Origin of the sequence: Pantoea sp. B_9 (assembly GCF_008632015.1) — a bacterium.
Classification (GTDB): domain Bacteria; phylum Pseudomonadota; class Gammaproteobacteria; order Enterobacterales; family Enterobacteriaceae; genus Pantoea; species Pantoea dispersa.
The window spans coordinates 406,715-419,000 of record NZ_VWVL01000002.1 but is presented as its reverse complement, the minus strand read 5'-3'; the positions used below and the strand labels follow the sequence as shown (position 1 = coordinate 419,000).

13 protein-coding genes are annotated in these 12,286 nt (G+C 61.9%); 10 read left to right on the top strand and 3 right to left on the bottom strand.

The features are described 5' to 3' along the window. Positions 1-3 precede the first annotated feature (3 nt). Complete coding sequence (locus tag F3I21_RS08760) at positions 4-435, bottom strand: tripartite tricarboxylate transporter TctB family protein (protein ID WP_150058703.1); 432 nt, start codon at positions 433-435, stop codon at positions 4-6. An 11-nt stretch (positions 436-446) separates the two neighbouring features. Further along, on the bottom strand, positions 447-1,412 hold the full coding sequence (locus tag F3I21_RS08755) for a tripartite tricarboxylate transporter substrate binding protein (protein WP_223815654.1): 966 nt from the start codon (positions 1,410-1,412) through the stop codon (positions 447-449). A gap of 132 nt (positions 1,413-1,544) precedes the next feature. Here F3I21_RS08755 and tctD point away from each other — a divergent pair, with 132 nt between their 5' ends. Continuing rightward, a complete protein-coding gene (gene tctD / locus F3I21_RS08750) occupies positions 1,545-2,216 on the top strand; it encodes a transcriptional regulator TctD (protein WP_021509171.1) in 672 nt (223 codons plus the stop codon). Then, a complete protein-coding gene (locus F3I21_RS08745; protein WP_058769889.1) occupies positions 2,207-3,583 on the top strand; it encodes a sensor histidine kinase in 1,377 nt (458 codons plus the stop codon). Before tctD ends, F3I21_RS08745 begins: the two co-directional genes overlap by 10 nt. On the opposite strand, the gene F3I21_RS08740 is transcribed toward F3I21_RS08745, so the two are convergent. Next, positions 3,570-4,475, bottom strand: coding sequence for a DMT family transporter (locus tag F3I21_RS08740; RefSeq protein ID WP_150058701.1), 906 nt, complete (start codon positions 4,473-4,475; stop codon positions 3,570-3,572). The genes F3I21_RS08745 and F3I21_RS08740 overlap by 14 nt on opposite strands. A gap of 95 nt (positions 4,476-4,570) precedes the next feature. On the opposite strand from F3I21_RS08740, the gene F3I21_RS08735 reads away from it, so the two are divergent. The 8 genes from F3I21_RS08735 (at position 4,571) to dedD (ending at position 12,255) form a co-directional block, all read left to right on the top strand. Next, entirely contained in the window at positions 4,571-5,350 is a 780-nt protein-coding gene (locus tag F3I21_RS08735) for a helix-turn-helix domain-containing protein (RefSeq protein WP_021509174.1), read from the top strand. 57 nt (positions 5,351-5,407) lie between these two features. Further along, entirely contained in the window at positions 5,408-6,544 is a 1,137-nt protein-coding gene (gene pdxB / locus F3I21_RS08730) for a 4-phosphoerythronate dehydrogenase PdxB (RefSeq protein ID WP_136545521.1), read from the top strand. Positions 6,545-6,621: 77 nt separating this feature from the next. Next, positions 6,622-7,632 (top strand): aspartate-semialdehyde dehydrogenase, encoded by a 1,011-nt coding sequence (locus tag F3I21_RS08725; protein ID WP_058775824.1) that lies wholly within the window; start codon positions 6,622-6,624, stop codon positions 7,630-7,632. Next, complete coding sequence (truA, locus tag F3I21_RS08720) at positions 7,632-8,444, top strand: tRNA pseudouridine(38-40) synthase TruA (RefSeq protein ID WP_125309518.1); 813 nt, start codon at positions 7,632-7,634, stop codon at positions 8,442-8,444. Before F3I21_RS08725 ends, truA begins: the two co-directional genes overlap by 1 nt. 27 nt (positions 8,445-8,471) lie before the next feature. Further along, entirely contained in the window at positions 8,472-9,134 is a 663-nt protein-coding gene (locus tag F3I21_RS08715) for a DedA family protein (protein ID WP_010617492.1), read from the top strand. A 132-nt stretch (positions 9,135-9,266) separates the two neighbouring features. Continuing rightward, complete coding sequence (gene accD, locus F3I21_RS08710; RefSeq protein ID WP_021509178.1) at positions 9,267-10,175, top strand: acetyl-CoA carboxylase, carboxyltransferase subunit beta; 909 nt, start codon at positions 9,267-9,269, stop codon at positions 10,173-10,175. A 72-nt stretch (positions 10,176-10,247) separates the two neighbouring features. Then, positions 10,248-11,516, top strand: coding sequence for a bifunctional tetrahydrofolate synthase/dihydrofolate synthase (folC, locus tag F3I21_RS08705; RefSeq protein ID WP_104093062.1), 1,269 nt, complete (start codon positions 10,248-10,250; stop codon positions 11,514-11,516). Then, complete coding sequence (gene dedD / locus F3I21_RS08700) at positions 11,506-12,255, top strand: cell division protein DedD (RefSeq protein ID WP_058769894.1); 750 nt, start codon at positions 11,506-11,508, stop codon at positions 12,253-12,255. Before folC ends, dedD begins: the two co-directional genes overlap by 11 nt. Positions 12,256-12,286 lie beyond the last annotated feature (31 nt).

Sequence of the window (12,286 nt, the reverse complement as noted above, 5' to 3'; positions counted from 1 at the left end):
CTGTTAACTGAACCAGCTGCCGACCGGCAGCGTGACATCCAGCAGATGATCGAAGGCGTAAAACAGCGCCACACCCATTACCACACCGGAGAGGACGGCCGCCCACCAGCGTGCGCCAAACAGCATGCCGATGCCGAAGGTCAGCAGCGTGGTACACAGGGCAAAACCCAGCTTCTCAAACAGCCAGCCGTACACCATCAGCATGACGCACAGCGCCAGCAGCTTTTTCAGCGTTGCCGCCACCGGCCACTGTACGGCGTCCGGCTTGCGCAGCAGCATCATCACCGCGCAGATCGCCATCAGACCGAGCAGCAGCAGCGGGAAAGGGCGTGGGCCAACCGGCTCGTAGCTGTACTCGCTTTGAATCTGCCAGGCGATAACCATCCCGACGATGCAGAGCACCAGCCACACCGCCGCAAAGATACGATCGCTCATCTGTGCCTCCGTTATTTCGCCAGGCCGAACGATTTCGCCTGTTCACGGTAATCTGCCACCTGTTTCTTGACGTAGGCGTCCAGCTCGCTACCAAACAGGTTGAACTCAAACAGGCCGCGCAGATCGCGCTGCTGCTGAAACTCTTTGGTGGTCACCAGTGTTTTAAACGTCTGTTCCCACCACTGATAATCGGCATCGCTGACTTTGGGGCCGAGGTAATAGCCGCGAATAATCGGCCACTCAACGTTAAAGCCCTGCTCTTTGGCGGTCGGGATGTCAGCCAGTTCACCCGGCAGGCGTTTGTCGCTCATCACCGCCAGCACGCGCATCTTGCCACCCTGCAGGTGCGGCACCATTTCACTCATGTCGCCTGATACCACCTGGATGTGATTGCCAAGCAGCGCGGTGACCGGTTCGCCGCCGCCTTCGAACGCCACATAGCGCATTTTGCGCGGATCGATACCGGCTTCCCGCGCCAGCAGCGCCGTTTTCATCCAGTCCTGGCTGCCGATGGAGGCGCCGGCACCAACCACCACTTTGGTCGGATCGTTCTTCATCGCCGCCAGCAACTCGCCCAGCGTTTTCCACGGTGCATCGGCACGCACCGCCACCATGCCGTAGTCGGTGCCGACGGCCGCCAGCCACTTCACGTCATCCACCGAGTAACGGCCAAACTTGCCCTGCGACAGGTTCAGCAGCGACCCGCCGGAGAAGGCCACCAGCGTGCCTGCTTCGGCGGGCCGCTGCGCAATGATGGCGTTGTAAGCCACGGCACCGACGCCACCGGGCATGTAGGTTACGCGCATCGGCGTGGTGATCTGCCCGGTTTCCTGCAAGGAAACCTGGATCAGTTTACAGGTCAGATCAAAACCGCCGCCGGGTTTGGCCGGGGCGATACATTCGGTCCGCTCGGGTGCCGCAGCCTGTGCCGCAGAAAGAGAAAAAGCCAGCAGGGTCGTGGCGAAGGCGGTGCGCATTGTTTTTTTCATCTGTCGCTCCATTGTTTCTTCCAGAGTGTGATTGCCACCGAACATTCGGGGTTGCTGAATTGTTAAAACAGCAACCTTTCATTTACCTTTCAGCCATCGGCAAAACTAACAGGATGTGATATGCGTCTCTTACTGGTGGAAGATACCGTGGAGCTGGCCAACTGGCTGCAGAAAGCGCTGACGCAAAAAGGCTTCGCCGTGGACTGGGTGGCCGACGGGGTGGCGGCGGACCATGTGCTGCAAAGCGAAGACTATGCGCTGGTGGTGCTGGATGTGTCGCTGCCGCGGCTGGATGGCCTGGCGGTGCTGGCGCGCCTGCGCCGGCGTGGGCAACACGTGCCGGTGCTGCTGCTCACCGCACAGAGCGCGCTTCAGCAGCGCGTGCAGGGACTGAATGCCGGCGCCGATGATTACCTCACTAAACCGTTTGAGCTGGACGAGCTGGACGCGCGGCTGCGCGCGCTGCTGCGCCGCAGTCAGGGGCAGGCAACACAGACGCAAAGCCTCGGCCAGCTGGAGCGCGATGCGGAAGGCTATTTCCTGCTGAATCACAAACCGCTGCCGCTGACGCCGCGCGAGGCCAGCGTGCTGTCGACGCTGATGCAGCGTCCGGGAAGGCCGGTGTCGCGCCAGCATCTGTACGAGCAGACCTTCACGCTGGCGGATGAGGCCAGCCCGGAGAGCATTGAGCTGTATGTGCATCGGGTACGCAAAAAGCTGGCGGGCAGCGACGTGGCGATCGTCACGCTGCGCGGCCTCGGCTACAGCCTCGAGGTTCAGCCGTGCGACTGATTCACTCGCTGCGCGGCGAATTGCTGGCATGGCTGGGGGTGCCGCTGCTGCTGCTGTGGGGATTATCGGTCTACACCCACTATCAGAGCGCGCTGCAGGCGGCAAATCAGGCCTACGACCGCTCGCTGCTGGCCTCGGCGCGCACCGTGGCCGAGCGGCTGGTGGTACGTCATCAGCGGCTGGAGGTGGATGTGCCGTGGGTGGTGCTGGACAGCTTTGAGCGCAACATGAACGATCAGCTGTTCTACCAGGTGATTTCGCCTGAAGGGCACACGCTGTCCGGCTACCCTGATTTACCGCTGGTGCCAGGCAACGCGCCGCTGTCCGATGTCTATCCGGCGCTGGTGCATTTCTACGATGCGCACTACCGCAAGCAGCCGATTCGCGTGGCCGCGCTGTGGCAGCCGGTGAACGAGGAAGGCGTGCAGGGCATGGCGCTGGTGCTGGTGGCGGAAACGCTTAACTCACGCCACGCCTTTGCCGACAGTCTGCTGCGCACCGCGCTGATCAGCCAGAGTTTTCTGGTGCTGATCACGCTGCTGCTGGCCGGGCTGCTGCTGCGGAAAGTGCTGCGCCCGCTGCGCCGGCTGTCACGCATGATGCTGCGCCGCGCGCCGGGCGAACTGACGCCGCTGCCGTCGCTGCTGCCGTGGTCCGAACTGCAGCCGCTGATCGTCGCCTTCAACCGCCATCTGGAGCGGCTGCGCGGGCTGCTGGCGCGGCAGGAGCGCTTTAGCGCCGATGTGTCGCACCAGCTGCGCACGCCGCTCACTATCCTGAAAACCCAGGTGGGCGTCGCGCTCAGCAGCGACGATCCGCAGCAGTGGCGCGAAAGCCTGCAGGGCATGCGCCACACGCTGGACGACACCGTTCAGCTCACCGATCGCCTGCTGCAGCTGGCGCAAATCAAGGCGCGCCACGGCGAAGACAAGCCTTTCAGTGAGGTTAACCTGAGCGACATCGTGCAGCAGGCCTGTTTTAGCGGTTATGCGGCGGCGCGGCGTAAACAGATCGACCTGGGGTTTGAAGAGCAGGCGGCGAGCCAGGTGCAGGGCGATGCGCTGTTGCTGGCCGAGCTGTGCGCCAATCTGCTGGACAACGCTATCAAATACACGCCACACGGCGGCACGGTGACCGCACGGCTGCGGCAAAAGGTGCTGGAGATTGAAGACAGCGGGCCGGGCATCGCGGCGGATCAGCAGCGGCAGGCGCTGCAGCCGTTTGGCCGGCTCGATCACGCCAGCCAGCCCGGCGCGGGCATTGGACTGGCGCTGGTGCAGGATATCTGCGCCTGGCACGGCGCCCAGCTGCAGCTGGACCGCAGCCCGCAGCTGGGTGGCCTGCGGGTGACGGTTAGCTTTCGCTGATCGGCGGAGCCATCACGCGTGCTTTACGCAGCGGGGTTTTCAGCCGCTGCGCCAGGATCACCCCGACCAGCGTCAGACCGCCGCCAATCCAGTGGTAAGCATGCAACTGTTCGTGCAGGAACAGCACGGCAATGAGGGCGGTAAACACCGGCACCACGTTCATGAAAATACTGGTGGTGCTGGCGCCGAGGCGCTGCACGCCAAGGATCCACAGGAACGGCGCCACAATCGAGGCAAACAGCCCGGCGAACAGCACCAGCGGAATATTGTCGGCGTTCAGCGCCACCTCCGGCGCGTGCCAGAAGCCGGGCAGCAGCAACAGCACGCCGAAGAAGATTTGCACATACAGGCTTTGCCACGTTGGCAGCGGGATTGCCCAGCGCTTCGTCAGTACGCCATACAGCGCGTAGGAGGTTGAGGCCGCCAGCATCATCAGCTCGCCGTTACCGAGGCGCTGGCTCAGCAGCTGTGCCGGGTTGCCGGCGCTCACCAGCCACACCAGCCCGGCAAACGACAGCAGGCCGCCAATCAGAATGCCGCGCGTCGGCGCAAGGCGCAGTACCACCAGGCTGAGCAGGATGGTCAGCAGCGGAATGGTGGCGCCGAGAATCCCCATCATCACCGCCGAAACGCTGTGTGCCGCATAATAGGCGAGGCTCTGGTACAGCACCATGCCGAGCAGGCCCAGCACCAGCAAGCGCCACAGTTGGCTTTTGATGGTGTGACGATGGCGCCATACGCCCGGCAGGCAGAAGGGCGTGAGTACCAGCAGCGCCAGCAACCAGCGGTAAAAGGAGATGGCAGCAGGATCGATGCTGCCGGCAGACAGCTTGCTGACGATGGTGTTGATCGACCAAATCAGCACCGCCACCAGCGGTAACAATAAGTTCATAGTACGGCTCCAAATGTAAATCGCGACTAGCTTACGTTTGACCGGTTTAAAGCAGATAGTTAAAATCGGACAAAATTCGTTAGTGACCGGACAGAATGAATCTTCAGGTTGAGTATCAGCCACCGCGCGACGCGCCGCTGCTGCGTTTTTTCATGCGCTATGAGCAAACCAACGCCAAAACTGAATACCTGCCGCACCAACACGACTGGGGCCAGGCGATATTCGTCACCAGCCACGTGCTGGAGATGGAAGTGGAGGGCGAGCGGCTGCTGACGCCGGCCGAAATGCCGATCTGGATCCCGCCGGGCCAGCGCCACAGCAGCTACAACCACTGTCAGGCGCAGTTTCGCACCTTCAACCTTGCCGCGGATTTATGCGCCGGCATGCCGGAGAAAGCCTGCCTGCTGAGCGTGGACGCCATCGTGCACGCCATCATGAATGATTTTGCCCGCCGCGCGCTGGAGCAGCCGCAAAGCGACGCCGACTGGCGGCTGTGCGAAGTGCTGATTGATCGGCTGCGTCTTGCACCGGTGAACACCAGCTATCTGCCGATGTCCGACGATAAATTCCTCGCGCCGATTCTGCGCGCGCTGGAAGAGAACCCGGGTGATAACACCACGCTGGCACAATGGGCGAAGCGCGTGTTTACCACCGAGCGTACGCTGGCGCGGCGCTGTCAGCAGCAGTTGCAGATGTCATTCAGCGAGTGGCGCCAGCGTTTACGTTTCCTGCGCGCAATCGCGCTGCTGGAGCAGGGCTGCAGCGTGCAGGGCATCGCCCACGAGCTGGGTTACAGCTCCGCCTCTGCGCTGATCGTGATGTTTCAACAGCAGGCAGGCACCACGCCGGATCGCTATCGCAGTCGGTTAGGTTAATCCCCGGCTTTGTGCCATGATATGCCCCGTTTATTTCAAGCAGACAGGACCGCCGCCGTGAAAATTCTCGTCGATGAAAATATGCCCTACGCCCGTGAACTGTTCAGCCGCACCGGAGAGGTGGTGGCGGTGCCGGGCCGCCCGCTGCCGGCAGCCGAACTGCAGGATGCCAGCGCGCTGATGGTGCGCTCCGTCACCAAAGTGGATGCCGCGCTGCTGGCCGGCACGCCGGTGAAGTTTGTCGGCACCGCCACTGCCGGCACCGATCATGTCGATGATGCCTCGCTGGCGGCGGCCGGGATCGGCTTCTCTGCCGCGCCGGGCTGTAACGCGATTGCGGTGGTGGAATATGTGTTCTCCGCGCTGCTGCTGCTGGCCGAACGCGACGGCTTTGATCTGCGCGATCGCACCGTGGGCATCGTCGGCGTCGGTAATGTGGGCGGACGGCTGGCTAAACGCCTCGCCGCGTGGGGAGTAAAAACCCTGCTGTGCGATCCGCCGCGCGCCGATCGCGGCGATGACGAAGATTTTCACTCGCTCGACGCGCTGGTGGCCCAGGCCGATATCCTGACCTTTCATACGCCGCTGTTTAAAGACGGCCGCTACAAAAGCTGGCATCTGGCCGATGCTGCACTGCTGATGGCGCTGCGCCCCAACACCATCCTGATCAATGCCTGCCGGGGTCCGGTGGTGGATAACGCCGCGCTGCTGGAGGTGCTGAAACTGCGTAACGATCTCAGCGTGGTGCTGGACGTGTGGGAACCGGAGCCGGATCTCAACCTCGATCTGCTGGACAAGGTCGATATCGCCACCGCGCATATCGCCGGTTATACCCTTGAAGGGAAAGCGCGCGGCACCACTCAGGTGTTTGAGGCCTGGAGCGAATTTATTGGTCAGCCGCAGCAGGTGGCGCTGGACACGCTGCTGCCGCGCCCCGAGTTTGGCACCCTTACGCTGCACGGCAAGCTCGATCAGCCGACGCTGAAACGCCTGGTGCATCTGGTGTATGATGTGCGCCGCGACGATGCGCCGCTGCGCAAAGTGGCCGCGCAGCCGGGCGAATTTGATCGCCTGCGCAAGCAGTATGTCGAGCGCCGCGAGTGGTCTTCGCTGCAGGTGATCTGTGATGAGGCGGAGAGCGCGGCGCTGCTCAATCAGCTTGGCTTCAGCGCCACGCTGCAGGCGAACCACTAATCTCTGATTTTTCTGAATTAATGGGCGATGCATGTCATCGCCTCTCTTTTTTATGTCATTGTCTGGAGTAAACCAACATGTCTGACGGCTGGAATATTGCGCTACTGGGCGCGACAGGCGCAGTAGGGAACGCTGTACTGGAACTGCTGGCGGAACGCCAGTTCCCGGTTGGTGAGTTATATCTGCTGGCGAGTGAAAACAGCGCCGGAGAGAGCGTGCGTTTCGATGGCCGCTCGCTGCGCGTGCAGGACGCGGCGGAATTTGACTGGTCGCAGGCGCAGCTGGCGTTCTTTACCGCCGGTCGCGAGGCGTCGGCGCGTTATGCCGAAGAAGCCGCCAGCCAGGGTTGCCTGGTAATCGACAGCAGCGACCTGTTCGCGCTGGAGCCGGACGTGCCGCTGGTGGTGCCGGATGTCAATCCACAGGTGCTGGCGGATTACCGTAATCGCAACATCATTACCGTGGCCGATGCGCTGGTGAGCCAGCTGTTAAGCGCCATCAAACCGCTGGTGGATACCGCCGGTTTAGGCCGTCTGCAGGTGACCAACCTGGTGTCGGTCTCCAGCCACGGTAAAGCAGCAGTAGACGGCCTGGCCGGTGAGAGCGCGCGGCTGCTGAACGGCGTACCGGCCGATGAGCACTATTTTGGCCGCCAGCTGGCGTTCAACCTGCTGCCGCAGCAGGCGGACAGTGCCGGCAGCGTGGCGAGCGAGCGCCGGCTGGTCGATCAGGTACGGAAAGTGCTGCAGGACGAAGGATTACCGATTGCGGTGAGCAGCGTGCAGGCGCCGGTGTTCTACGGCAACGCGCAGATCGTCTATATCGAGAACCTGCGGCCGCTGTCGGCGGAGGAAGCGCGTGACGAACTGGCGCGCGCCGACGATATCAGCCTGAGCGACGACGGTGATTACCCGACGCCGGTCAGCGACGCCTCCGGCAGTGAAGCCCTGAGCATTGGCAGCGTGCGCAACGACTACGGCATCCCGGAGCTGCTGCAGTTCTGGTCGGTGGCCGACAACATCCGCTTCGGCGGCGCGCTGATGGCGGTGAAAACCGCAGAGAAGCTGGTGCAGGAGTATCTGTATTAATGCTGGAAGACGCGACCCCGTTTAAGCTGGCGCTCGGCATTGAATATGACGGCAGCCGTTACTACGGCTGGCAGCGCCAGAATGAAGTGCGCAGCGTGCAGGAAAAGCTGGAAAAAGCGCTGGCGAAAGTGGCCAATCACCCGGTGAGCGTGTTCTGCGCCGGGCGCACCGACGCGGGCGTGCACGGCACCGGCCAGGTGGTGCATTTTGAGACCACCTCCTCGCGTGCCGACAGCGCCTGGACGCTGGGCGTGAACGCCAACCTGCCGGACGATATTGCGGTGCGCTGGGTGAAAGCGGTGCCGGAAAGCTTTCACGCGCGCTTCAGCGCTACCGCGCGCCGTTATCGCTACGTGATCTACAACCAGCGGCTGCGCCCGGCAATTCTCGGCAACGGCATTACCCATTTTTACCATCCGCTGGATGCGGAAAAAATGCACCGCGCCGCCCAGGCTTTACTGGGTGAGAACGATTTTACCTCGTTCCGTGCAGTGCAGTGCCAGTCGCGCACGCCGTGGCGCAACGTGATGCATCTCAACGTCACGCGCCTGGGGCCGTACGTGATTGTCGATATCAAAGCCAACGCCTTTGTGCATCACATGGTGCGCAATATCGTCGGCAGTCTGCTGGAGATTGGCTGCGGCAATCAGCCGGAAACGTGGATGGCCACGCTGCTGGCGGCAAAAGATCGTACGCTGGCGGCGGCAACGGCGAAAGCCGAAGGGCTGTATCTGGTGGCGGTGGATTACCCTGCTCAGTTTGCGTTACCTCAGCCTGCGCTGGGACCGTTGTTCCTCGCGGATTCATTTTAATCGGAAAGTGTCAGGGAGTTAGCTGTTATGGAGTTTATCCACTTTATCGTCGATTTCATTCTGCACATTGATGTGCATCTGGCCGAGCTGGTGGCGCAGTACGGCATCTGGATTTACGCCATTTTGTTCCTGATTCTGTTCTGTGAAACCGGGCTGGTGGTTACGCCGTTCCTGCCGGGTGATTCGCTGCTGTTCGTCGCCGGTGCGCTGGCGGCGCTGCCGGGCAACGACCTCAACGTTCACCTGATGGTGACGCTGCTGGTGATTGCCGCGATCCTCGGCGACGCGGTTAACTACACCATTGGCCGGCTGTTTGGCGAAAAGCTGTTCAGTAACCCGAACTCGAAAATTTTCCGCCGCAGCTACCTCGACAAAACCCACGCGTTTTACGATCGCCACGGCGGCAAAACCATTATACTTGCGCGCTTTGTGCCAATCGTGCGAACCTTTGCCCCCTTTGTGGCGGGAATGGGACACATGTCTTATCGCCACTTCGCGCTCTTTAACGTGACAGGCGCGCTGCTGTGGGTCCTGCTATTCTCCTATGCCGGTTACCTGTTTGGTGACCTGCCGGTGGTGCAGGAAAACCTTAAGTTGCTGATTGTCGGCATCATCATTGTCTCGGTACTGCCAGGCGTGATTGAAGTGTGGCGTCACCGCCGCCAGGCGCGTCAGCACAAGTCGCAGTAAGCCTGTTACCAGATTTTTATCCACAGCGTGAACGGGTTGTGGTTTAATGAGCGACATTTACGGCCTGCTGAAGGTGATTTCAGCAGTAACGACAAGACTGGACCAGGTCAGCATTAAACAGAAAGGTCATCAATGAGCTGGATTGAACGCATACTGAATAAAAGCACTACCACGCCTTCGCGCAAAGCCAGCATCCCGGAAGGGGTGTGGACCAAATGCGATAGCTGTGGTCAGGTGCTGTACCGCGCCGAGCTGGAGCGCAACCTTGAAGTCTGCCCGAAGTGCGACCACCACATGCGTATGCACGCGCGCGAGCGTCTGCATAGCCTGATGGATGAAGGTTCGATGACAGAGCTGGGTAGCGAGCTGGAACCGAAAGACCTGCTCAAGTTCCGCGACTCGAAGAAGTACAAAGATCGTCTGGTTGCGGCACAGAAAGAGACCGGCGAGAAAGATGCGCTGGTGGTAATGAAAGGCCAGCTGCACGGTATGCCGGTGGTGGCTGCCGCGTTTGAGTTCTCCTTTATGGGCGGCTCAATGGGCTCGGTGGTCGGCGCCCGTTTCGTGCGTGCGGTTGAGCAGGCGCTGGAAGACAACTGCCCGCTGATCTGCTTCTCCGCCTCTGGTGGTGCGCGTATGCAGGAAGCGCTGCAGTCGCTGATGCAGATGGCGAAAACCAGTGCGGCGCTGGCAAAAATGCAGGAGCGCGGTCTGCCATATATTTCGGTACTGACTGACCCGACCATGGGGGGCGTCTCCGCCAGCTTCGCGATGCTGGGCGATTTGAACGTCGCAGAGCCAAAAGCGCTGATCGGCTTTGCCGGCCCACGCGTGATTGAACAGACGGTACGTGAAAAGCTGCCGCCGGGCTTCCAGCGCAGTGAGTTCCTGATCGAAAAAGGCGCGATCGACATGATCATCCGTCGTCCGGAAATGCGCTTTAAGCTGGCCAGCCTGCTGGCGAAAATGATGAACCTGCCGGCACCGCTGCAGGATGGTGATCGCCCGACTGCGGCTGAGCCGGAGAGCAACGAAGCCTGACAGGCAACCGAAAGGCGCAGAGTGATGCGCCTTTTTATTCATGCACCACATCGTAAAGAGCTAACAGGGCACATGGACACTCTTCACCTCCCGCAAGCCACGTCGCCTCTGGCCACGTGGCTTCATTATCTTGAGCATCTGCATTCTCAGGCTATCGATCTGGGCCTGGACCGTATTCAGCGCGTCGCCGCACGCCTCGACCTGCTAAAACCCGCTCCGTTTGTCTTCACCGTCGCCGGCACCAACGGCAAAGGCACCACCTGCCGTACGCTGGAAACCCTGCTGATGGCCGCAGGTTATCGCGTTGGCGTCTACAGCTCGCCGCATCTGGTGCGTTACACCGAACGCGTGCGCGTGCAGGGCGCTGAGCTGGATGAAGCCCGGCACAGCGCCAGCTTTGCCGCCATCGAGGCCGGACGCGGCGATATTTCGCTCACCTACTTTGAGTTTGGCACGCTGTCCGCGCTCAATCTGTTCCGTGAAGCGCAGCTGGATGTCGTGATTCTGGAAGTGGGGCTGGGCGGCCGGCTGGATGCGACAAACATTGTCGACGCCGACGTGGCGGTGATCACCAGCATTGCGCTGGACCACACCGACTGGCTGGGGCCGGATCGCGCCAGCATCGGCCGCGAGAAGGCCGGCGTATTCCGCGGCGGTAAACCGGCGGTGGTCGGCGAGGCCGATATGCCTGACACCATTGCCCAGGTGGCCGCGGAGAAGGGTGCGCAGCTGTTACAAATTAACCGCGACTGGCAGTGGCAGCGCGAGGGCGACAGCTGGACGCTGCAGGATGCCCGGGGTGAACTGCGCGATCTGCCGCTGCCCCAGGTGCCGCTCCCTAACGCGGCCACCGCCATTGCGGCGCTGCGCGCTTCCGGCCTGACGGTGAGCGAGGCGCTGATTCGTCAGCATCTGCCGCTGGCGATTCTGCCGGGACGTTTCCAGACGGTCAGCACCGCGCCGCGCGTGATCCTTGATGTGGCACACAATCCGCATGCGGCTTATTATCTGGCTTCACGTCTCGCTGAGCTGCCGGCACACGGCACAGTGCATGCGGTGGTTGGCATGCTGCACGACAAGGATATCGCCGGGACGCTGGCCGCGCTGGCACCGCAGGTCAACCGCTGGTACTGCGCGCCGCTCGACGGCCCGCGCGGGGCGTCCGCTGATGAGCTGATGGCGCATCTGCAGGGCGGCAGCGCCTGGCAGAGCGTTGAAGCCGCGTGGCAGGCGGCGCGGCAGCAGGCTCAGCCCGACGATGTGATTCTGGTGTGCGGCTCGTTCCACACCGTAGCGCAGGTGATGCAATCGATGGCAGCGGAGAACGGCAGTGGCAAGTAAGTTTCAGAATCGTTTAGTGGGTACGGTGATTCTGGTGGCGATTGGCGTCATCGTGTTACCGGGTCTGCTGGACGGTAAGAAAAAGCATTATAAAGAGGAGTTCGCGGCGATTCCGCTGGTGCCAAAGCCTGACGATCAGCAGGACAGCGAAATGGTGCCGCCGGTGACGCAGCCGCTGCCGTCGCAGCCGCCAGAAGGTGCGAGCGCGGCGCAGCAGGCGCCCGCCAGCAGCGCAACGCAGAGCAGTGCCGCCAGCGGCAGCACGCAGCCAGCGCAAAACAGCCAGCCCAGCGTCGTGACGCCGCCGCCGGTGCACCAGCAGCAGAAACCGGCAGAGCAGGTGAAGCCGAAGCCGGTCGAGCAGCCGAAGCCTAAACCGGTGGAGCAGCCGAAACCGAAGCCGGCAGAACAACCGAAAGCGACAGAACAGCCAAAAACTACAGAGCAACCTAAAGCGGCGGAAACGCCGAAGCAGAGCGAACCGGCCGCGCCAGCAGGACAGGCGTATGTGGTACAGCTCGGCGCGCTGAAGAACGCCGCCAAAGTGAATGAGATCGTGGCGCAACTGCGGCTCTCCGGCTATCGCGCCTTTACCGTGCCGTCGACGCCGGTGCAGGGGCAGATCACCCGCATTTACGTCGGGCCGGATGCGTCCAAAGCGAAGCTGCAGGGTGCACTCGGCGAGCTGAAAGGCATCTCCGGCCTCGGCGGTGTTGTAAAGCCGTACAGCACACGCTGATCAACTGATAAGCCGCGCCGATAGCAGAAAC

What these genes read in the sequence shown, in the direction of transcription:
- F3I21_RS08760 (WP_150058703.1), bottom strand. Translation starts at nt 435, where the DNA reads ATGAGCGATCGTATCTTTGCGGCGGTGTGGCTGGTGCTCTGCATCGTC.
- F3I21_RS08715 (WP_010617492.1), top strand. Translation starts at nt 8,472, where the DNA reads ATGGAGTTTATCCACTTTATCGTCGATTTCATTCTGCACATTGATGTG.
- F3I21_RS08755 (WP_223815654.1), bottom strand. Translation starts at nt 1,412, where the DNA reads ATGCGCACCGCCTTCGCCACGACCCTGCTGGCTTTTTCTCTTTCTGCG.
- F3I21_RS08725 (WP_058775824.1), top strand. Translation starts at nt 6,622, where the DNA reads ATGTCTGACGGCTGGAATATTGCGCTACTGGGCGCGACAGGCGCAGTA.
- accD (WP_021509178.1), top strand. Translation starts at nt 9,267, where the DNA reads ATGAGCTGGATTGAACGCATACTGAATAAAAGCACTACCACGCCTTCG.
- folC (WP_104093062.1), top strand. Translation starts at nt 10,248, where the DNA reads ATGGACACTCTTCACCTCCCGCAAGCCACGTCGCCTCTGGCCACGTGG.
- tctD (WP_021509171.1), top strand. Translation starts at nt 1,545, where the DNA reads ATGCGTCTCTTACTGGTGGAAGATACCGTGGAGCTGGCCAACTGGCTG.
- F3I21_RS08735 (WP_021509174.1), top strand. Translation starts at nt 4,571, where the DNA reads ATGAATCTTCAGGTTGAGTATCAGCCACCGCGCGACGCGCCGCTGCTG.
- truA (WP_125309518.1), top strand. Translation starts at nt 7,632, where the DNA reads ATGCTGGAAGACGCGACCCCGTTTAAGCTGGCGCTCGGCATTGAATAT.
- F3I21_RS08740 (WP_150058701.1), bottom strand. Translation starts at nt 4,475, where the DNA reads ATGAACTTATTGTTACCGCTGGTGGCGGTGCTGATTTGGTCGATCAAC.